This window comes from Luteimonas sp. 8-5 (assembly GCF_029763755.1).
Lineage (GTDB): Bacteria > Pseudomonadota > Gammaproteobacteria > Xanthomonadales > Xanthomonadaceae > Cognatiluteimonas.
Window position 1 is genome coordinate 1 of the sequence record NZ_JARUVM010000036.1, and the last position, 19,802, is coordinate 19,802.

The window sequence follows — 19,802 nt, forward strand, 5'->3', positions numbered from 1 at the left end:
CCGCGGCGACAGCCGCGCGCGCCTGGCGGTGCCGCTGGAGGCGGTCTACCGCGGCGACAGCGTGCGCATCGGCGTCAACGGCAAGACCCTCGAGGTGCGTGTGCCCAAGGGCGTGCGCCCGGGCCAGGCGATCCGCCTGGCCAGGCAGGGCAGCCATGGCGGCGACCTGCTGCTGGAGATCGAATACGCCGCCCATCCGCAATTCGAGGTCGACGGCCGCAACATCATCTACGTGCTGCCGGTGGCGCCGTGGGAGGCCGCGCTGGGCGCCACGGTCAGCGTGCCGACGCTGGGCGGGCCGGTGGAACTGAAGATCCCGGCCGATTCGGAAGCCGGGCGCAAGCTGCGCCTGCGCGGCCGCGGCCTGCCGGGCACGCCGGCGGGCGACCAGATCGTGGAGCTGGAAGTGCTGGCGCCGAAGGCGCACGGCGAAGCCGAGCGCGAGGCCTATGCGAAGTTGCGCGATGCCTTCGGCGACGACTGGCGCCGCGCCTAGGCGGCGGAGGGACCCGGGTCGCCGCCACCGAGGTTGCTGGCGATCACTTCCGACAGCTCTTCCTCGCTGAAGGGCTTGGTCAGGTAGGCGCGGGCGCCCTGGCGCATGCCCCACATGCGATCGGTTTCCTGGTCCTTGGTCGTCACCAGGATCACCGGGATGTGCTTGGTGGTCGGTTCGCGCGAGATCGAGCGCGTGGCCTGGAAGCCGTTGAGGTTCGGCATCACCACGTCCATGAGGATCAGGTCGGGCAGCTCGCGCTTGGCGGCCTCGACGCCGGCGGCACCATCCTCGGCGGTCAGCGCCTCGTGGCCGAGCTTCTCCACGATGCGGCGGATGCCCATCAGCTGCGAAGGCGAATCGTCGACGATCAGGATGCGGGCCATGCTCTTGTGTTCCCCAGGGGTTGCGACCGCGATTGTAAGGTACCCGGAGGCCACCGCAAACCTGTAGCGGCGGGGCTGTCAGGGCGCCGGTTTCACAGGCGCACGACCGTGCGCCCGAGGGAGCCGCCGGCCAGCATGCTTTCGAACACCCGCGGAAGCTCGGCCAGCGTCGTCTCCCGCGTGCAGATGGCGTCCAGGTGGCGGGGTTTCCAGTCCGTGGCCAGGCGGCTCCAGACCTGTTCACGAATATCGCGCGCGGTTCCGGCCGACGCCACGCCCAATAGCGAAACGCCGCGGATGATGCCGGGCATGACCGTGGTGTGCAGTTCCGGCGATGCCGCCAGGCCGGCGCTGGCGACGTTGCCGTAAGGCGCGGTCTGGGCCAGCAGGCTGGCGAGCATCGGCCCGCCGACATTGTCCAGGCCACCGCCGAATCGCGCCGATTCCATCGGCCGGGTGGTCGCCAGCGCGTCGCGCCCGTGCACTTGGCTGGCGCCGATCGAACGCAGGTAGTCGTGCTGGTCGGCCTTGCCGCTGATCGCGTGAACTTCGAAGCCCGCGCGGCTGAAGATGTCCACCGCCAGCGAGCCCACGCCGCCGGTGGCGCCGGTGACGCACAACGGGCCCATCTCCGGCACCTGGCGGTTGTCGAGCATGCGCAGCAGGGCGAGTGCGGCGGTGAAGCCGGCGGTGCCCAGGATCATGGATTCGCGCAGGTCCAGCCCGGCCGGCAGCGGGATCGTCCAGCGCGATTCCAGGCGGGCGAACTTCGAATATCCGCCGTCGCGGGTCTCGCTCAGGCCGCAGCCGGTGACCAGCACCGGATCACCCTCGCGGAAGGCCTTGTCGGTCGACGCGACCACGTGGCCTGCCACGTCGATGCCGCCGACCAGCGGGAAGCGGCGCAGGATCCGGCCCTTGCCGGTACCGGCCAGTGCGTCCTTGAAATTCACCGAGGACCAGGCGGCCTCGATGACGACTTCGCCCGGCGAGAGGTCGTCCAGCGATACCTGCTCGATGCCGCTGCGGTAGCCGGCGTCGTCGTCGTGGATGCGGAATGCGGGAAAGGCGGCGGGGATGGCGGTCATTCCGGTCACCTCAGCGCAGGTCCTTGCGGCGCTTCTCGTCGAGCCATTTGTCCGCATGCGCCGGCACGTAGCCGCGCATCCATTCGAACAGCGCATCGACGTCGTCGCCGTGCCACAGGTCCTTGCGCTGCTCCGAATGCAGGAAGCGTTCGGCGACCATGCGGTCCATCATCGCCAGCAGCGGGTCGTAGAAGTCGTCGACGTCGAGGAAGGCGCAGGGCTTGTCGCCCAGGCCGAGCTGGCGCCAGGTCAGCATCTCGAACATTTCGTCCAGCGTGCCGAAGCCGCCGGGCAGGGCGACGAAGGCATCGGACAGGTCGAACATGCGCGCCTTGCGCTCGTGCATGTTGGCCACGACCTCGAGCCGGGTGACGCCGCGATGCGCGACTTCCCAGTTGACCAACTGCTCGGGGATGACGCCGACCACCTCGCCGCCGGCAGCCAGCGCAGCGTCGGCGACGATGCCCATCAGGCCGACGTTGCCGCCGCCGTAGACCAGCGCCAGGCCTTCGCGCGCCAGGCGGGCGCCCAGATGCGCCGCGCGCTCGGCGTACGCCGGCCGCGAGCCGGCGTTGGAGCCGCAGTAGACGCAGACCGAACGCAGCGAGGCCAACTCAGTTGGCCTTGTGGATCGCCCGCTTGTGCACGGCCATGGCCGCGTCGTGCACGGCTTCGGACAGCGACGGGTGCGCGTGGCAGATGCGCGCCAGGTCGTCGGCCGAGCCCTTGAACTCCATCGCCAGCACGCCTTCGTGCACCAGCTCGGAGACATTCGGGCCGACCAGGTGCATGCCCAGTACGCGGTCGGTCTCGGCGTGCGCCAGCACCTTCACGAAACCGATGGGCTCGGCCATCGCCACCGCGCGGCCCACGGCCGCGAACGGGAAGCTGCCGGCCTTGTACGGGGTGCCGTTGGCCTTGAGCTGCTCTTCGGTCTTGCCGACCCAGGCGATTTCCGGCTCGGTGTAGATCACGTTGGGGATGGTTTCGAAGTTGACGTGGCCGGGCAGGCCGGCGATCAGCTCGGCCACCGCGATGCCTTCCTCGAAGCCCTTGTGCGCGAGCATCGGGCCGCGCACGCAGTCGCCGATGGCCCACACGCCGTCGACGCCGGTGTGGCAGTGCTCGTCGACCTCGACCATGCCGCGCTGGTCCAGCTTCACGCCGGTACCCTCGGCCAGCAGGCCCTTCGTGGCCGCGCGGCGGCCGACGCAGACCAGCAGCTTGTCGACGACGATGGACTGTTCGCCCTTGTCGTCGGAGTAGGTCACGTGCACGCCGTCCTTCTTCACCTCGGTCTTGCTCACCTTGGCGCCGAGGCGGATGTCCAGGCCCTGCTTCTTGAACTCGCGCGCGGACACCTTCGCCGCTTCGCCGTCGGCGGCGGCCAGGAAGTTCGGCAGCGCCTCCAGGATCGTGACCTGGCTGCCCAGGCGGTTCCACACGCTGCCCAGTTCCAGGCCGATCACGCCGGCGCCGATCACGCCCAGGCGCTTCGGCACCTTCTCCAGGTCGAGCGCGCCGACGTTGTCGATGATGTGCTCGCCGAACTTCGCGAACGGCAGTTCGATCGAGTCCGAGCCGGCGGCGATGATGACGTTGGTGCCCTTGAGCTCCACCTCGGAACCATCGTGCTGCTTCACCTTCACCACGTTGCCGGCGTGCAGCACGCCGAAGCCGTAGTACGGGGTCACCTTGTTGGCCTTGAACAGCGCCGCGATGCCGCCGGTGAACTGCTTAACGATCTTGTCCTTGCGGCCGATCATGGTCGCCACGTCGATCTTCGGCTTGTCGAAGCTGATGCCGTGCTCGCCGAAGATGTGGCCCATGTTCCAGTACTGGCGCGAGGAATCGAGCAGCGCCTTGGACGGGATGCAGCCCACGCGCAGGCAGGTGCCGCCCAGCGCCGGCTTGCCGTCCTTGCCCAGGGCGGCGTCGATGCAGGCGACCTTCATGCCCAATTGCGCGGCGCGGATCGCGGCGTGGTAGCCGGCGGGGCCGGCACCGATGACGACGACGTCGAATTGTTCGCTCATTTCATTTGCTCACAGGGAATGAGGGGAATAGGGAATAGGGAATGGAGGGGGCCTGGAAACCATGGAAGGAGGGACTCTCCATTCCCTGTTCCCTTCATTCCCCTCATTCCCGCTACATCCCAAGCAGCATGCGATGCGGGTTCTCGAGCTGGTTCTTGATGTCCACCAGGAACAGCACCGCGTCCTTGCCGTCGATGATGCGGTGGTCGTAGCTCAGGGCGATGTACATCATCGGCGCGGCGACGACCTGTCCGTTCTCGACGACGGCGCGCTCCTTGATGGTGTGCATGCCAAGGATCGCGGACTGCGGCGGGTTGACGATCGGGGTCGACATCAGCGAGCCGAAGGTGCCGCCGTTGGTGATGGTGAACGTGCCGCCCTGCAGGTCCTCGAGCTTCAGCTTGTTGTCGCGCGCAGCGGTCGCGAAGTCGGCGATGTTGCGCTCGACGTCGGCGAACGACATGCGCTCGACGTTGCGCAGCACGGGGGTCACCAGGCCGCGGTCGGTCGACACCGCGATCGAGATGTCGGCATAACCGTGGTAGATGATGTCGTCGGCGTCGACGGACGCGTTGATCACCGGGTACTTCTGCAGCGCGTTGGCGGCGGCCTTGGCGAAGAAGCTCATGAAGCCGAGCTTGATGCCGTGCTCCTTCTGGAACTGCTCGCCGAGCTCCTTGCGCATGGCCATGACCTTGCCCAGGTTGACCTCGTTGAACGAGGTCAGCATCGCGATCGATTCCTTGGACTGCATCAGGCGCTCGGCGATGCGCTTGCGGATGCGGGTCATCGGCACGCGCTCTTCCGGGCGTGCGCCGCCGCCCACGCCGCTGGTGCGGCCGGCGGCGAAATTGACGATGTCCTCCTTGGTCACCGCGCCGCGGCGGCCGGTGCCCTCGACCTGCGAGGCGTCCACGCCCGAGGTCTCGGCGGCGAAACGCGCGCCGGGCGGAAGCTGGTCGTTGCCGCTAGCGGCCTTCGCCGGAGCCGGGGCTGCTGCCTTGGCCGGGGCTTCGGCCTTCTTCGGTGCCTCGGCCTTGGGCGCCTCGGCCTTGGCGGGCTCGGCCTTCGGCGCGGCGGCCGCGCCTTCCTCGATCACCGCCAGCACCTGCTGGCTGGTCACCGTGGCGCCGGACTCGAAGCGGATCTCCTTGATCACGCCGTCGACCGGGGAGGGCACCTCGAGCACGACCTTGTCGGTTTCCAGGTCGACCAGGTTCTCGTCGCGGGCGACGCTGTCGCCGACCTTCTTGTTCCAGGTGGCGATGGTGGCATCGGAGACCGACTCGGGGAGAACCGGGACTTTGACTTCAGTGGCCATGGCGGGCGTCCTGCGAAACGGTTGGATGGTGGCGGGCGATGGTGGTGGGCATCATTCTGCGACGTGGTCGCCGTCGATCGGGTTGACGAGCGCGTCGGCGACGAGCTGGGCCTGCTCGGCCAGGTGCTCGTCCATGTGCCCGGCCGCCGGCGAGGGCGAGCGGGCGCGACCAGCGTAATCCAGGACCTGCCCCTGCTGCAGGCAGGCGCGCAGGTGGTGCTGGATCTGGTACCAGGCGCCCTGGTTCATGGGCTCTTCCTGGCACCACATCACTTCCTTCGCGGACCCGTGGCGCTTGAGTTCGGCGACCAGCTGCTCGCGCGGGAACGGGTACAGCTGCTCCACGCGGACCAGGGCGACGTCCTTGATCTCCTGCTTCTGCACTTCCTCGAGCAGGTCGTAGTACACCTTGCCGGCGCACACGACCACGCGCCGGACCTTCTTCGCCGTGGCGGTCGTGTCCGGGATCAGCTCCTGGAAGCGGCCCTTCGCCAGCTCGTCCAGGCTCGAGACCGCGAGCTTGTGGCGCAGCAGCGACTTGGGCGTCATCACCACCAGCGGCTTGCGGGTGGACATGCGCATCTGCCGGCGGATCATGTGGAAATCCTGCGCCGGGGTGGTCGGTGCGCACACGATCATGTTGTCCAGCGCGCACAGCTGCAGGAAGCGCTCCAGGCGCGCCGAACTGTGCTCGGGGCCCTGGCCTTCGTAGCCGTGCGGCAGGAACAGCGCCAGCCCGCACAGCCGGTTCCACTTGGCCTCGCCCGAGGACAGGAACTGGTCGATCACGACCTGGGCACCGTTGGCGAAGTCGCCGAACTGCGCTTCCCAGATGTCCAGGGTCATCGGGTCGGCGGTGGCGTAGCCGTACTCGAACGCCATCACCGCTTCCTCGCTGAGCAGCGAGTCGATGATGGTCACGTCCTCCGGGCTGCCCGACGCCAGTTCGCGCAGCGGCACGTAGTAATCGTCCGTGGCCTGGTCGTGCAGGATCGCGTGGCGGTGGAAGAAGGTGCCGCGGCCGGAGTCCTGGCCGACCAGGCGCAGCTTGTAGCCTTCGTCGAGCAGGGTCGCGTAGGCCAGGTTCTCGGCAAAACCCCAGTCGCCTGCCTGTTCGCCGGCGGCCATCTTGCGCCGGTCGTCGTAGATCTTGGCCACCCGCGGATGCAGCTTGACGTTGTCCGGGATGGCGTTGATCGCCCTGGCGAGCGCGTCGAGCTTCTTGCGCGCGACCTTGGTGTCGACCGGATCGGCGATCCTGCCCTTGAGGAACGGCGACCAGTCGATGGCCAGTGTGTCCGGGCCGGTGTCGGCGATCTCGGTGGCGACCACGCCGGCGTCGAGCTTGTCGCGGTACGCATCCATCATCGCCTTGACCGCCGCCGCGTCGAGCACGCCTTCGGCCACCAGCCGGTCGCCGTACAGTTCGCGGGTGGTCTTGTGCGCGCGGATGGTCTTGTACATCAGCGGCTGGGTCGCGGCCGGCTCGTCCGCCTCGTTGTGGCCGTGGCGGCGGTAGCAGACCAGGTCGATGACCACGTCCTTGGAGAAGCGCTGGCGGAAGTCGAACGCGAGCTCCGCGCAGAACGCCACCGCCTCGGGATCGTCGCCGTTCACGTGCAGCACCGGGGCGCCGACCATCTTGGCCACGTCCGTGCAGTACAGCGTCGAACGCGCGTCTTCCGCGGCGCTGGTGGTGAAGCCGACCTGGTTGTTGACCACGATGTGCACGGTGCCGCCGACGCGGAAGCCGCGGGCCTGCGACATCTGGAACAGTTCCATCACCACGCCCTGGCCGGCGAACGCGGCGTCGCCGTGGATCAGCACCGGCAGCACCTGCTTGCGCTCGCGGTCGCCGCGGCGCTGCTGGCGCGAGCGCACGCTGCCGGCGACCACGGGGTCGACGATCTCCAGGTGCGAGGGGTTGAACGCCAGCGCCAGGTGCATCGGGCCGCCCGGGGTGGCGATGTTGGCGCTGAAGCCCATGTGGTACTTCACGTCGCCGGTGTGGGGGCGGTCGCCGGGGTGGTCGAACTTGCCTTCGAACTCGTCGAACAACTTGCGCGGCGGCTTGCCCAGGGTGTTGACCAGGACGTTGAGGCGGCCGCGGTGGGCCATGCCCAGCACCGCATCCTTGACGCCCTGCGCGCCGGCGCGGCGCAGCATCACGTCCAGCAGCGGGATCAGGCTGTCGCCGCCCTCGAGCGAGAAGCGCTTCTGGCCGACGTACTTGGTGTGCAGGTAACGCTCCAGGCCCTCGGCGGCGGTGAGCCGCTCCAGGATCCGCAGCTTCGCTTCCCTGTCCGGGCCGTATTTGCCGGCAGCCGCCTCGAGGCGCTCGTACATCCAGCGGCGCTGCTCGGCGTCGGCGATGTGCATGAACTCGGCGCCGATGCTGCCGGTGTAGGTGGCCTTGAGCACCTCCACCAAGTCGGCCAGCTTCATCCGCTCGCGGCCGGCAACGCCGCCGGTGGTGAATTCGCTGCCCAGGTCGCCCTCGGAGAGGCGGTGGAAGCCCAGGGTCAGGTCGGGCGCATCGGGCTTGGGCGACATGCCCAGCGGATCGAGGTTGGCGCCCAGGTGGCCGCGGGAACGGTAGGCGGTGACGAGCTTGCCGACGCCACGCTCGCGCGGGTCGCCCGCTCCGGCTGCCTGCACCACGCCGCGGGCGGCTTCGCGCCCGGCCCGGGCCACGGCTTCGGCGATGGCCGAGTGCGGCACGTCGCCGGCCTCGCGGCCCTTGAAGGCGTCGAAATAGGCCCTCCATTTCGGCCCGACGCTGTCGGGCGAGACCAGATACTGCTCGTAGAGCCCCTCGATGTAGTCGGCATTGGCGCCGAGTTGCGAGGACTGGGCGAACTGCTTCAGGAGGTTGTCCACTTCTTGGTTGGAAGCTCGATTGGGGGAGGAAATGGCAGCAGCAGGCAAGGCCGTCAATTATAGCCGGAGGTATTGCCGCACTGCACCACCACGCGGTGGACCGGAGCGTTCTAGATTCCCAGCGCCCTGTATTCGGTGACGGGCCGCGAGCGCTCCCACGCATTGTCGAAGGTGGCGCGCAGCTGGCGCGCGCGGCCGGGAGCGTTCAGGTCGGCTTCACCCTCGATGCTGCGGGCGAGCCGGCGGAAGTAGTAGCCGCCGCTGTCGTTGGCGAGGAAGGCCGATGGATAGTCGCGATCGACCGCATCGGCCACTTCGCGGAAAACGAACACGGTGGGCATGCGCTGGGCCAGGGCCAGCAGGGGCGCCTGCGGTTTTTGCGGCGGCTGGGCGACCTGCAGCAGTATCCGGGCCTGGCCGCCGACGCCGGCGGTGGCGAAGCGGCGCATCGCATCGATCACCGCGGGCGCGTTGAACAGTCCCGGGTCCAGTTCGTGCAGGAACAGGCACAGGCCACGCCTGGCAGCCTGGATGACGGCGGCGCTGGTGGCCACCGCGTCGCCCTGGGTGGAAACCGGAGTGGGCCCGGCCAGGATCCTGTGCATGGCCTGGTGTTCGATGCCCGCTTCATGGAAGCGCGGCCCGCGCGGGACGAAGCCATGCTGCAGATAGAAGTCCAGGGCGCCGACCTGGGCGTTGAGCGTGATCTCGTACCAGCCACGCTGCCTGGCCAGGCGTACCAGGGTCAACAGTAGCGCCGCGCCGACACCACGGCCGCGCCAGTGCGACAGCACTGCCATGCGTCCGATCCGGGCCGGCTGGCCGGCGGACGGCGGCACCAGCCGCCCGGTGCCGATGGCCTCGCCCGACAGCGTGCGCGCGATGACGTGCAGGCAGGACGGGTCCAGCGCGTCGCGCTCCAGCTGGGGCGGCACGTGCTGTTCGTGCACGAAGACCGCTTCGCGGATCGCGTGCAGTTCGGCCATGGCGCGCGGGTAATCCGCCGCCTGCACCCGGAATGGCGCGATCGCGCTCATTCCTCTTCGTCCGTGGCCACCTGGTAGTGGCCCGCTTCGTACAGGGCGAAGGCAGCGTCGCGGCCGGCCTGCGAAAGGCCGGCGTAGGTGGCCCCGTCCAGGCTTTCGGCAGATGCCAGGCGCCTGGCATCGGCAACAGGCAATTCGAAGGCTTCGCCGTTGGCGAACAGCCGGGCGCCGCGGCCGTGGCGTCGCCAGGCCATGCGGCTGAGCGGATGCCGCGACCAGGCGTGGCCGTGCTCGAGTTGCCATTCGGCCTCGATCCGCGGCACCACCGGCCCCGGCGCGATCGTGCCCGGGCTGCGATAGGTAGTGATGAAGCGGCCGAACCAGTCGCCCAGCCGTGCCGGATCGTTCATCCGCAGCACGTTCAATGCCTCGACCACCCGCTGCATCGCGGCGGCGTCGATCTCGTTCGGGTCCGCAGGAACGGCCAGGTCCGGATCGCGGTAGCGCAGGCCCTCGTCGGCTTCCGCGGCCAGGGTGTCGACGAAGTCGCCGAGCAGTTCGGCAGCCGACGGCGCGCGCATGCCGATCGAAAGGGTCAGGCAGGCGTCTTCGGCGACGCCGTGGTGCGGCACGCCCGGCGGCAGGTACAGCATGTCGCCCGGTCCCAGCACCCACTCGTGGTCGGGAGTGAAACGCTGCAGCAGCTTCAGCTCGGTATCCAGGCGGTAGTGCACCGGCGGATTGGGCGAGGTGTCGATCTGCCAGCGGCGATGGCCCTGGCCCTGGAGCAGGAAGACGTCGTACTGGTCGACGTGCGCGCCGACCGATCCGCCGGGCGCGGCGAAGGACACCATGATGTCGTCGATGCGCCAGCGCGGCAGGAAACCGAAGGCCGGCAGCAGCGCGGCGACATCGGCGTCCCATTTGTCCACGTCCTGGACCAGCAGGGTCCAGTCGTGGTTTGGCAGGGTCGGGAACAGTGCCTCGGGGAACGGGCCGTGGCGCAACTGCCAGCGGTCGCCGGCGCGGTCGTGGGCGACGATGCGCGACAGGGCCAGTTCCTCGCAGGCCAGGCCGGCGAGGTCCTCCGGGCTGATTGGCGACGTGAAACCGGCAAACGCGTTGCGGACCAGGAGCGGCCGTTTCTGCCAGTAGTCGCGCAGGAATTCTTCCGGCGGCATGCCCAGCGGCGGCAGGTGGCTGCCGTCGACCTCGATCGGTTTCGCGCCCGTCCTGGCTTTGCCCTTGGCCATCGCCGCGTTCCTAGATGTCCGTGGCCAGGCGTTCGGCGAGGCCGGTGTAGCTGCCCGGGGTCATCTCCAGCAGGCGCTGCTTCGCATCGGAGGGCAGCTCGAGGCCTTCGATGAAGGCGCGCATCGACCCTGCGTTGATGCCCTGGCCGCGGGTGAGCGCCTTGAGCTGTTCGTACGGGTTGGGCAACCCGTGGCGGCGCATCACCGTCTGCACCGCTTCGGCCAGTACTTCCCAGCTGGCGTCGAGGTCGGCGGCAATGCGTTGCGGGTTGACGGTGAGCTTGCCCAGCCCGCGCAGCAGCGCGTCGAAACCGATCAGCGCATGCCCGAACGCGGTGCCCAGCGCGCGCAACACGGTCGAGTCGGTGAGATCGCGCTGCCAGCGGCTGACCGGCAGCTTGGCGGCGAAGTGCTCGAACAGCGCATTGGCGATGCCGAAATTGCCCTCGGCGTTCTCGAAGTCGATCGGGTTGACCTTGTGCGGCATGGTCGAGCTGCCGACTTCGCCGGCCTTCACCGCCTGGCGGAAGTAGCCCAGCGAGATGTAGCCCCAGGTGTCGCGGCACAGGTCGAGCAGGATGGTGTCGATGCGCTTCATCGCATCGCACAGCTCGGCGATGCCGTCGTGCGGTTCGATCTGGGTGGTGTAGGGCTGCCAGGCCAGGCCCAGCGACTCGACCAGGCGGCGCGAGAACGCGGGCCAGTCGACTTCCGGGTACGCGGCCAGGTGCGCGTTGTAGTTGCCGACCGCGCCGTTGGCCTTGCCCGGCATCGGCAGGCCCGCGAGCACTTCGCGCTGGCGCGCCAGGCGTGCGACGACGTTGGCCAGTTCCTTGCCCAGGGTGGTCGGCGACGCGGTCTGGCCGTGCGTACGCGACAGCATCGGCAGCGCGGCGTGCTCGTGCGCCATCGCGCGCAGCTTGCCGATGACCTCGTCGAGGGCGGGCAGCATCACCGCGTCGCGCCCCTGTGCCAGCATCAGCGAATACGACAGGTTGTTGATGTCCTCGCTGGTGCAGGCGAAATGCACGAACTCCAGCGCGGGACCGAGGTCGGCGTCGTCCTTCAGCCGCTCCTTGATGAAGTACTCGACCGCCTTCACGTCGTGGTTCGTGGTGCGCTCGATTTCCTTGACCCGGGCGGCATCGGCGGTGGAGAAGCCGGTGGCCAGCGCGCGCAGGCGCGCGGCGGCGGCGGCCGGGAACGGCGCCAGCTCGGTGATGGCCGGTTCCGCGGCCAGCGCCAGCAGCCATTCCACTTCCACCCGGACACGCGCGTGGATCAGCCCGAACTCGGAGAACACGGGCCGCAATGCGTCGACCTTGGAGGCGTAGCGGCCGTCCAGGGGGGACAGGGCGAGGAGCTGGGCGTCTGGCATGGTCGGGGCCGGCGTCGGTGGGCCATCAATTCTAAACGCTGGCGGCGGTATCCTCGGGCCGTCGCACACGAAGGACTCCACGAATGGCCGGGCGCAAGGGCGGTTTCCGCATCGAACACGACAGCATGGGCGAGCTCGAAGTGCCCGCCGATGCGCTCTGGGGCGCGCAGACCCAGCGCGCGGTGCAGAACTTCCCGGTCTCGGGACGGCCGATGCCGCGCGGGTTCATCCGCGCCCTGGGCCTGGTGAAGGCCGCGGCGGCCGAGGTCAACGGCAACCTGGGCCTGCTGCCGGCCACGCGCGCCGCGGCGATCCGCAAGGCGGCGCTGGAAGTGGCGGCCGGCGACCACGACGCGCATTTCCCGATCGACATCTACCAGACCGGCTCGGGCACCTCGAGCAACATGAACGCCAACGAGGTGATCGCCAGCCTGGCATCGCGCTCCGGGCGCGTCCGGGTCCACCCGAACGACGACGTCAACCTCGGCCAGAGTTCGAACGACGTCATTCCCACCGCGATCCGCGTATCGGCGCAACTGGCGGTGGTCGAAGACCTGTTGCCGGCGCTCAAGCACCTGCGCAGCACCATCAACAGGCGCGGCCGCACCTTCAGCCGCCTCGCCAAGACCGGCCGCACCCACCTGATGGACGCGATGCCGCTGACCTTCGGCCAGGAGTTCGGCGCCTGGGCGGCGCAACTGGTTTCCGCGCAGGAGCGCCTGGAGGACTGCCTGAAGCGGCTGCGGCGCCTGCCCATCGGCGGCACCGCGATCGGCACCGGCATCAATGCAGACCCGCGTTTCGGAAAGGCCATGGCCAGGGCGCTGGGAGCATCGACGAAAACGCGCTTCGAATCGGCGATCGACAAGTTCGAGGGACTGGCGTCGCAGGACGACGCGGTGGAATTGTCCGGGCAACTCAATGCGCTGGCGGTTGCGCTGATGAAGATCGCCAACGATCTTCGCTGGATGAACTCCGGCCCGCTGGCGGGCCTGGGCGAGATCGAACTGCCGGCACTGCAGCCCGGCTCTTCGATCATGCCGGGCAAGGTCAATCCGGTGATCCCGGAAGCGACCTGCATGGTCTGCGCGCAGGTGATGGGCCACCACGCGGCGATCACCGTGGCCGGTGCGAGCGGCAACTTCCAGCTCAACGTGATGCTGCCGCTGATCGCCAGCAACCTCCTGGATTCGATCGGCATGCTGTCGAACGTGATGCGCCTGCTGGCCGATACCACGATCGCGGGCCTGAAGGTCCGCGCCGACCACGTGGCCGTCGCGCTCGGCCGCAACCCGATCCTGGTGACGGCGCTGAATCCGATCATCGGCTACGAGAAGGCCGCGGCCATCGCCAAGCGGGCCTACAAGGAAGGCAGGCCGGTGTTCGACGTCGCGCTGGAGGACAGCGGGCTGGGCGCGGCGGAACTGCGCAGGCTGCTGGATCCGGCAGCGCTAACGCGCGGCGGCATCCAGGGTTGAGGGTTCAGCGGTCGGGTCCAGCCAACGCGTCGCATCGTGCACGCGATAGAACCCGGAGTCTTCGGCCAGCTGCCGCAGCAGGTTGCCGTGGCCGGCGCCATAGATCACCAGCACCCGGTCGCCGGGTTCGGTGTGGCGCACGATGTTGTTGAAGATCCGCTGGTTGCGGCCGAACCACAGCATCATCCAGTTGGCGCCGGCCGGGTCGTCGGCGGTGCCGTAAAGGCCGATGTGGAAGTAGGCGCGGGCGTTGGCCTCGAGCCACCCGGGCGAGTTCAGGTGCAACAGCATGTCGCCGATGGTGCCGTTGTCCAGCACCTGCTGCGAGCGCGCTGCATTGCGCTTGCCGATCTCCATGTGCCGGGCGCGCTCTTCCTGCTGCCCGGCGCGCTCGATCGCGGCGAGGTAGTCGACGCTGCTCTCGTCGGCGATCGGGCCCAGGTCGTTCCAGTCCACGGCGACAACGCCGGGCAGGCCGAGGTCGCAGGCGATCCGGTAGCCGAGCTACTCGCGTTCGTCGCCTTCCAGCGGCCGGTCGCCGTGGCAGGACGCATCGAACTCCGCGTCGACGCGTGCCTGCGCACCTGCGTCGGTCTCGATCATGACGCGGGTGGGGCGGTAGCGCTCCACCAGCCGCACCACTTCGTCGATCTCGCGCTGGCGCTTTTCCGCCAGCACGTCGTCGGCGCGGGTGTTGTGCACGTCGCGCCCCGGATTGTCCATGTGGTAGCTGCCGAGGAAGAGGAAGTCGGCAACCGGTGCGGCGGCGTCCTGTGCCTGCGCGGCAAACGGGGAGAGGAGCAGGGCGGCGAGCAGCAACGGGCGCATCAGGACTCCTCTGCGATGTCCTCGACGCAATCGTCGATGTCGGACTGGTCCATGTTGGCGTAGGGCGCGAACTCGGGCAGCGAGGCAGAAAGCCGTTGCTGCGTTTCCAGCATCGCCGGCAACTGGCGGCAGATCTCGATCGCTTCGGACTTGATCTTCTCGGCCTCGGCCTCGACCTTCTTCTCGATGGCGTCGGTGTTGCCGCTGAAGATCGCCCCCAGCGACTCGGTGATGGCGGCGCCGGCCATGTCGGCGGCCTTGGCACCGATCACCATGCCGGTTTCGGCAATGCCGATCACCTGGCCGCGATACTCGAGCAGCAGCGCACGCTGCTCCGGCGTGGTGGCGACGGGCTTGCCTTCGATCAGGAGTTCGCCCTGCGGCGTGATTTCCGCCTTCGGCAGGTTTTCCTTGCCGGAGTAGTGCTTGCCGTTGACCTTGATGCTGATGCTGTCGCCACCGATCGAGATGTTGCCCTCGGTCAGTTCCTTGCGCGCCTTCTCGATTTCCCTCTCGACGGTCCTGGCGATCAGGCCCTTGGTCTCGCTGGCCGCGGAGGCGGCCTCGGCCGGCGGTTCCTGCTTGCTGCAGGCCCCCGCCAGGGGAAGGACGACGAGCATCGCGGTGAGCAGCGTGGTGCGGATCGTGTTCATGTGGCCTCCGGTCACAGTGAGGCGAATTCGCCGCGGACGTCGCGCTCGCAATTGTCGACGTCGGCCTGCTCGAGATTCGCGTAGGGCTGGAATGCCGGGAGGGTGGAGGCCAGGCGCTGCTGCGCGACCATCACCTCCGGCAGGCGGGCGCAGATGGCCAGGACGGCGGGCTGCACCTGTTGCTTGACGATGCGTTCGACGCGGCGTTCCAGGCCGCCGGTCAGCGCGCTGAACACGAGGCCGACCCAGGAGCGGTCCATCATGTCGAGCGCCACCTCGGCGCTGCGCTCGCCGATGTCGATGCCGGACAGCGCGATCGCGATCACCTGCTCGCGATAGGCCAGCAACAGTTCGCGCTGGCGGGCATCGACCTCGACGGCCTTGCCGTCGACCAGCAGGTCGCCCTGCGGGGTGATCTCGGCCGGCGGCACCGCCTCGCTCCGGCGATGCTTGTCGCGCTTGTCGTCCTTGCCGGAGAAGCGAAGGCTGTCGTCGTCCAGTTCGAGGTTGCCGGTGCGCAGCTCTTCGCGGGCCTTGGCCATCTCGGCGCGCATCTCCACGCGCGCTTCGGCCATTTCCTGGCTGATTTCCTTGCCGATGTCGGTGGCCGGCGGGGTGGCCTGCGCTGCCAGCGGCAGGGCGAGGAGCAGGGGGAGGATGATGGTCGAGGCGATTTTCATGTCAGGTTCCCGTAGAGGCGTGTGTCGATGTCCGGTGGACCGTCAGCCTTCGTCGCGCCAGCGGCGGAGACGGATCGCGGCGACGATCATTGCGACGCCTGCGACCGCGCCGACCCACAACTGTGGCGTAGCCAGGACCGAATAGGTGGTGCGCAGCGAGGTCAGGGCGCCGAGCTGGCCGGGGCCGTGGAACTCCGACCCGCTGAGGTCGACCACGTCGAACCAGGTGCCCGGCACCACGCTCAGCAGCGAGCGCGAGACGATGTTCTTCCAGAACCAGCCGGCTTCCAGGTCGAACAGCTGCATCAGGTCGAACCAGGTGACGAAGATGCCGGCGAACACCGGGATCATGATCGCCCACAGGAACGGCTTGCTCTTCGCCCAGGAGGAACACAGGAGCAGCCAGCCGGCGGCCGGCAGCGCCCACAGCGCGTAGACCGGGATCACCGCGATCAACTGCCCGGTAACCTTGAGCGGGCTGCCCGGGCCCCACACCATCTCGAACGGATTCCCGCCGTGCAGCAGCACCATCGCGCTGAGCACCATCAGGAAGCCGAACATGGTGGCCACGGCGGCGGCGACCGCGAGCGCCGGGGCGACGAGCAGCGCACTGGCGACCTTGGACAGCACGGTCTCGCGGTCGGACAGCGGCAGCGACTTCCAGAACAGCACGCTGCGATCCTTGCGCTCGTCGTACAGCGCGCCCAGGCAGTAGAAGAAGACGACGAACGCGAGCACGATCAGCGGCCAGGTGGAGGCCATCATCATGCTCAGGTCGATGCCCTGCCCGAGGCGGTACAGGTCGTGGGCGTCCATCTGCGCGGTGAAGGCTTCGAGGTCGATGCCGTTGAACTGGAACCTGCCGTCGCCCATCTCGAAATTGCCGGTGGCGCGGCGCGCGGCCATCTCGCCGACGCCGAAGCCCATCAGCGACAGCAGCAGGAAGATCCCGCCGGCCACCAGCGGTGCCCAGAGGAAGCCGCCCTTGTGCTCCCAGAACTCGCGCCGCAGCAGGAGCTGGAACTTGTGGGTGGGATGGGACATCGTTTTCGCGGGGGCGTTCATGCGTAGGTTCCCTTCATCGTGGCGACGAACAGATCGGCCAGGCCCGGCGTGCGGGTTTCGCCCAGTTCGGCGAGCTGCGTGCCGGGCACGCCGTCGAACAGCATCACGGTCTTGCCGAAAGGCAGGGCGCGTTCGTCGATCGGTTTCAGCGCGCGCGCCGCTTCGGCCCTGGCGCCGTCGACCAGCACTTCGACATAGCGTTCGCCGATCGCTTCCATCGGTGCCGACAACACCATCCGGCCGTCGCGGATGAACAGCACGTCCGTCAGGATGTGCTCCACTTCCTCGACCTGGTGGGTGGTGATGAGGATGGTCTTGTCCTCGTCGAAGTAGTCCTCCAGCAGGCGCTGGTAGAACTGCTTGCGGTAGAGGATGTCCAGGCCCAGCGTGGGCTCGTCCAGCACCAGCAGGCGCGCGTCGATCGCCATCACCAGCGCCAGGTGCAGCTGCACGATCATGCCCTTGGACAGTTCGCGCACCCGCATGTTCGGCTTGAGCTGGGTATTGGCCAGGAAGCGCTGGCAGCGGGCCCGGTCGAAGCGCGGATGGACGCCGGCGACGAAGTCGATCGCTTCGCCGACCCGGATCCAGCGCGGCAGCACCGCCACGTCGGCGATGAAGCAGACGTCGTTCATCAGCTCGTCGCGCTGCGTGCGTGGATCGCGGCCGAGCACGTCGAGCTGGCCCTCGAACGGCACCAGGCCGAGGATCGCCTTGAGCGCGGTGGTCTTGCCCGCGCCGTTGGGCCCGATCAGGCCGACGATGCGGCCGGCGGGAATCTCGAAGTCGGCGCCGTCGAGCGCGACCTTGTTCTTGTAGGCCTTGCGCAGGCCGCGTGCGGTGACGACGGCGTTCATCGGCTGCCTCCATTGGCATGCTTGAGCAGTTCGTCGACACCCAGGCCCAGGCGCCGGATGCGTTCGAGGACCAGCGGCCATTCCTCGGTGAGGAAACGTTCGCGTTCGCTGGCGAGCAGCTTCCTGGATGCTTCTTCGGTCACGTACATTCCGAGTCCCCTGCGCTTTTCCACCAGCGCCTCGTCGGCCAGTTCCTGGTAGGCGCGCGATACGGTGATGGGGTTGAGCTGGTATTCGGCGGCCACCTGGCGCACCGAAGGCAGGGCATCGCCGGGCTTGAGTTCGCCGTCGAGCATCATTGCGATCACTTTCTCCTTGAGCTGGCGATAGATGGGGGCGCTGTCGTTCCACTGGATCGGGCTCATGGCTCAGCTCCCGGTGACCGTGCGCAGTCCCTGCGCGAACGAGAAGTAGGGAAGGGCCAGGCCGGAGCGGGCGCGGCGCTGGTGGCGATGGCGGCGCGCGGCGGACTCGCCCTCGGCCATGTCGGCAGGGGAGGCCTCGATGGTCTCCACGGCGACCAGTGCCTCGGCGCCGGGCATCGGCATGGCCATCGGGGGCGGCCCGCCAGCGAGCAGCAGGAGACCGAACACCGCGGCTGTCGCCGACAGGGCCGTCACGGAGTGCTGGAGCTTGCGGTTCATCTGGAAGTCCTGCTTTGGGTAACTGGTGTTGTATGCAACTATAACACCTACAGGACCGAAGTCAACGCGCCGGACCCCAACTGATGGCATAGACGGCCGCGATAGGGTCTAGAATCGGGCCATGACCACGATCCGACCCCGCAAACCCTTGTCCCGCGCGGCTTCCAGGCTCCTCGGCATGCTCCTGGCGAGCCTGGCGGGGCTGGCCGTGGCCGCCGGTGGCGGCCTCCTGGACCACAGCTACCGGCCCCTGGCCGGCAAGCAGCCGGTCGACCTGGCGGCGACCTACGGCGGCAAGGTCCTGCTGATCGTCAACACCGCCAGCAAGTGCGGCTACACGCCGCAGTTCGAGGCCCTGGAAGCGCTGCACGCGAAGTACGGGGCGCAGGGGTTCGCCGTGCTCGGGTTCCCGTCCGGCGACTTCCGCTCGCAGGAATTCGAGGACGAGGACGAGATCCGGGAGTTCTGCACGCTGACCTATGGCGTGAAGTTCCCGATGTTCGAGAAGGTGCACGTGGTCGGCGACGAAGCCACGCCGATCTACCGCGACCTGCTGGCGGCGACGGGCCAGGCGCCGAAGTGGAATTTCCATAAATACCTGGTCGGCCGGGACGGCAAGGTGCTGGCCGATTTCCCCAGCAAGACCACGCCCGACGACCCCGCGGTGGTCGCGGCGATCGAGGACGCGCTCGCGGCCGGGCGCTGAACGGAGGCGGCGTGAATTCGCCGGGCCGACGTTGCCCGGCTGCCCTCCGGCCGCGACAATAGCCGTGGACCAGCCCCGGTTTTTCCCGGCATACACAGGAGTTCCACCAATGACATTCTTCGCGCGCGGCATCGCCGCGCTCGCGTTCGCCGCCGCCCTCGTCGGCCTGTCCGGCAGCGCACTGGCCCAGACGAAGCCCACGCTCGACTCCGAGCGCGACAAGGTCAGCTACATGATCGGCATGGACGTGGGCCGTTCGATCGAGGCCGCGGGCCCGGACGTCGACCTGAAGGCATTCGAGCGCGCGTTGCGCAATGCGCTGGAGGGCGGCGAGCCGCTGGTGCCCGAGAGCGAAGTGCAGGCGCTGGCCCAGTCGTTGATGGCGCGCATCGCATCGCGCGCCGGCAAGCTGCCGGCAGGCACGCTGGTGCCGGAAGTGGCGCGCGACAAGGTGGGCTTCCTGGTCGGCGCCGACGTCGGTCGCCAGCTGTCCACGATCGCCGACGAAATCGAAGTGCCGATGCTCATCGAGGGCGTGCGCACCATCCTGGCCAGCACGCCGCCGCTGCTCGGCGAAGCCGAGGCCAACACGCTGCGTGCAGCGTTCGCGGAACGCATGCAGGCGCGCGCCGAAGCGCTGGCCGCGGCCGCATCGGCGAAGAACAGGGCCGACGGCGAGGCGTTCATGGCGAAGAACCGGCTGGTCAAGGGCGTGTACGCCACCGGCTCGGGGCTGCAGTACATGGTGCTGCGCCAGGGCAACGGCCCGCGTCCGGTGGCCACCGATACGGTCGAGGTCAACTATCGCGGCACCCTGCTCGACGGTACCGAGTTCGACAGCTCCTATGCGCGCGGCCGCCCGGCGACGTTCGCGCTGTCGCAGGTGGTGGCCGGCTGGACCGAAGGCCTGGCCCTGATGCCGGTGGGCAGCAAGTACCGCTTCTGGATCCCGTCGGACCTCGGCTATGGCAGCAAGGGAATCCCGGGTGGTCCGATCGGACCCGACGCGACGCTCGTGTTCGACGTGGAACTGCTTTCCATCCAGCCCTGACCCTTTTCCTTCCGGA

General features: G+C 68.5%; 21 protein-coding genes. 4 read left to right on the top strand and 17 right to left on the bottom strand.

What is annotated here, in order from left to right; genetic code table 11:
* Positions 1-496 (top strand): DnaJ C-terminal domain-containing protein (locus tag QAA18_RS05630; RefSeq protein ID WP_279411758.1); only part of this gene is annotated, 496 nt, incomplete at its 5' end.
* On the opposite strand, the gene pilH is transcribed toward QAA18_RS05630, so the two are convergent.
* From pilH to purB, 9 genes are all read right to left on the bottom strand, one after another.
* Positions 493-882, bottom strand: a complete 390-nt coding sequence (pilH, locus tag QAA18_RS05635) for a twitching motility response regulator PilH (protein WP_279411760.1) — start codon at positions 880-882, stop codon at positions 493-495. The genes QAA18_RS05630 and pilH overlap by 4 nt on opposite strands.
* 92 nt (positions 883-974) lie before the next feature.
* Complete coding sequence (locus QAA18_RS05640; RefSeq protein WP_279411763.1) at positions 975-1,970, bottom strand: YhdH/YhfP family quinone oxidoreductase; 996 nt, start codon at positions 1,968-1,970, stop codon at positions 975-977.
* Positions 1,971-1,980: 10 nt separating this feature from the next.
* Entirely contained in the window at positions 1,981-2,574 is a 594-nt protein-coding gene (locus tag QAA18_RS05645; RefSeq protein ID WP_279411818.1) for a TIGR00730 family Rossman fold protein, read from the bottom strand.
* A gap of 10 nt (positions 2,575-2,584) precedes the next feature.
* A complete protein-coding gene (gene lpdA, locus QAA18_RS05650) occupies positions 2,585-4,006 on the bottom strand; it encodes a dihydrolipoyl dehydrogenase (protein WP_279411765.1) in 1,422 nt (473 codons plus the stop codon).
* Between the two features lie 112 nt (positions 4,007-4,118).
* On the bottom strand, positions 4,119-5,327 hold the full coding sequence (gene sucB / locus QAA18_RS05655; protein ID WP_279411768.1) for a dihydrolipoyllysine-residue succinyltransferase: 1,209 nt from the start codon (positions 5,325-5,327) through the stop codon (positions 4,119-4,121).
* A 51-nt stretch (positions 5,328-5,378) separates the two neighbouring features.
* Positions 5,379-8,207, bottom strand: coding sequence for a 2-oxoglutarate dehydrogenase E1 component (locus QAA18_RS05660; RefSeq protein ID WP_279411770.1), 2,829 nt, complete (start codon positions 8,205-8,207; stop codon positions 5,379-5,381).
* Positions 8,208-8,317: 110 nt separating this feature from the next.
* Complete coding sequence (locus QAA18_RS05665) at positions 8,318-9,244, bottom strand: GNAT family N-acetyltransferase (RefSeq protein WP_279411772.1); 927 nt, start codon at positions 9,242-9,244, stop codon at positions 8,318-8,320.
* Positions 9,241-10,374, bottom strand: coding sequence for a cupin domain-containing protein (locus QAA18_RS05670; RefSeq protein ID WP_279411820.1), 1,134 nt, complete (start codon positions 10,372-10,374; stop codon positions 9,241-9,243). The genes QAA18_RS05665 and QAA18_RS05670 overlap by 4 nt, the downstream gene beginning before the upstream one ends.
* Positions 10,375-10,456: 82 nt before the next feature.
* Positions 10,457-11,824, bottom strand: a complete 1,368-nt coding sequence (purB, locus tag QAA18_RS05675) for an adenylosuccinate lyase (RefSeq protein ID WP_279411775.1) — start codon at positions 11,822-11,824, stop codon at positions 10,457-10,459.
* 83 nt (positions 11,825-11,907) lie between these two features.
* Here purB and QAA18_RS05680 point away from each other — a divergent pair, with 83 nt between their 5' ends.
* The gene (locus QAA18_RS05680; RefSeq protein ID WP_279411778.1) at positions 11,908-13,302 is read left to right on the top strand and encodes a class II fumarate hydratase; all 1,395 of its coding nucleotides are present in this window, start codon (positions 11,908-11,910) and stop codon (positions 13,300-13,302) included.
* Here the strand turns inward: QAA18_RS05680 and QAA18_RS05685 are convergent.
* From QAA18_RS05685 to QAA18_RS05720, 8 genes are read right to left on the bottom strand one after another with little or no spacing between them, the layout of a single operon-like run.
* Positions 13,276-13,794: a DUF5694 domain-containing protein gene (locus QAA18_RS05685; RefSeq protein ID WP_279411822.1), complete on the bottom strand. Its 519-nt coding sequence runs from the start codon at positions 13,792-13,794 to the stop codon at positions 13,276-13,278. The two genes, QAA18_RS05680 and QAA18_RS05685, sit on opposite strands and share 27 nt — an antisense overlap.
* A gap of 12 nt (positions 13,795-13,806) precedes the next feature.
* Positions 13,807-14,130 (bottom strand): hypothetical protein, encoded by a 324-nt coding sequence (locus QAA18_RS05690; RefSeq protein ID WP_279411780.1) that lies wholly within the window; start codon positions 14,128-14,130, stop codon positions 13,807-13,809.
* Positions 14,130-14,783 (bottom strand): hypothetical protein, encoded by a 654-nt coding sequence (locus QAA18_RS05695; protein WP_279411782.1) that lies wholly within the window; start codon positions 14,781-14,783, stop codon positions 14,130-14,132. The genes QAA18_RS05690 and QAA18_RS05695 overlap by 1 nt, the downstream gene beginning before the upstream one ends.
* An 11-nt stretch (positions 14,784-14,794) precedes the next feature.
* Positions 14,795-15,463 (bottom strand): hypothetical protein, encoded by a 669-nt coding sequence (locus tag QAA18_RS05700; RefSeq protein ID WP_279411784.1) that lies wholly within the window; start codon positions 15,461-15,463, stop codon positions 14,795-14,797.
* 42 nt (positions 15,464-15,505) lie between these two features.
* Positions 15,506-16,528, bottom strand: coding sequence for a hypothetical protein (locus tag QAA18_RS05705; protein ID WP_279411785.1), 1,023 nt, complete (start codon positions 16,526-16,528; stop codon positions 15,506-15,508).
* A complete protein-coding gene (locus QAA18_RS05710) occupies positions 16,525-17,385 on the bottom strand; it encodes an ABC transporter ATP-binding protein (RefSeq protein ID WP_279411787.1) in 861 nt (286 codons plus the stop codon). The genes QAA18_RS05705 and QAA18_RS05710 overlap by 4 nt, the downstream gene beginning before the upstream one ends.
* Positions 17,382-17,750 (bottom strand): GntR family transcriptional regulator, encoded by a 369-nt coding sequence (locus QAA18_RS05715; RefSeq protein ID WP_279411789.1) that lies wholly within the window; start codon positions 17,748-17,750, stop codon positions 17,382-17,384. Before QAA18_RS05715 ends, QAA18_RS05710 begins: the two co-directional genes overlap by 4 nt.
* 3 nt (positions 17,751-17,753) lie before the next feature.
* Positions 17,754-18,029 (bottom strand): hypothetical protein, encoded by a 276-nt coding sequence (locus QAA18_RS05720; protein ID WP_279411791.1) that lies wholly within the window; start codon positions 18,027-18,029, stop codon positions 17,754-17,756.
* 178 nt (positions 18,030-18,207) lie between these two features.
* On the opposite strand from QAA18_RS05720, the gene QAA18_RS05725 reads away from it, so the two are divergent.
* Together QAA18_RS05725 and QAA18_RS05730 are read left to right on the top strand one after the other, a co-directional pair.
* Complete coding sequence (locus QAA18_RS05725; protein ID WP_279411825.1) at positions 18,208-18,735, top strand: glutathione peroxidase; 528 nt, start codon at positions 18,208-18,210, stop codon at positions 18,733-18,735.
* 109 nt (positions 18,736-18,844) lie between these two features.
* Complete coding sequence (locus tag QAA18_RS05730; RefSeq protein ID WP_279411793.1) at positions 18,845-19,786, top strand: FKBP-type peptidyl-prolyl cis-trans isomerase; 942 nt, start codon at positions 18,845-18,847, stop codon at positions 19,784-19,786.
* The last annotated feature ends 16 nt before the right edge of the window (positions 19,787-19,802 follow it).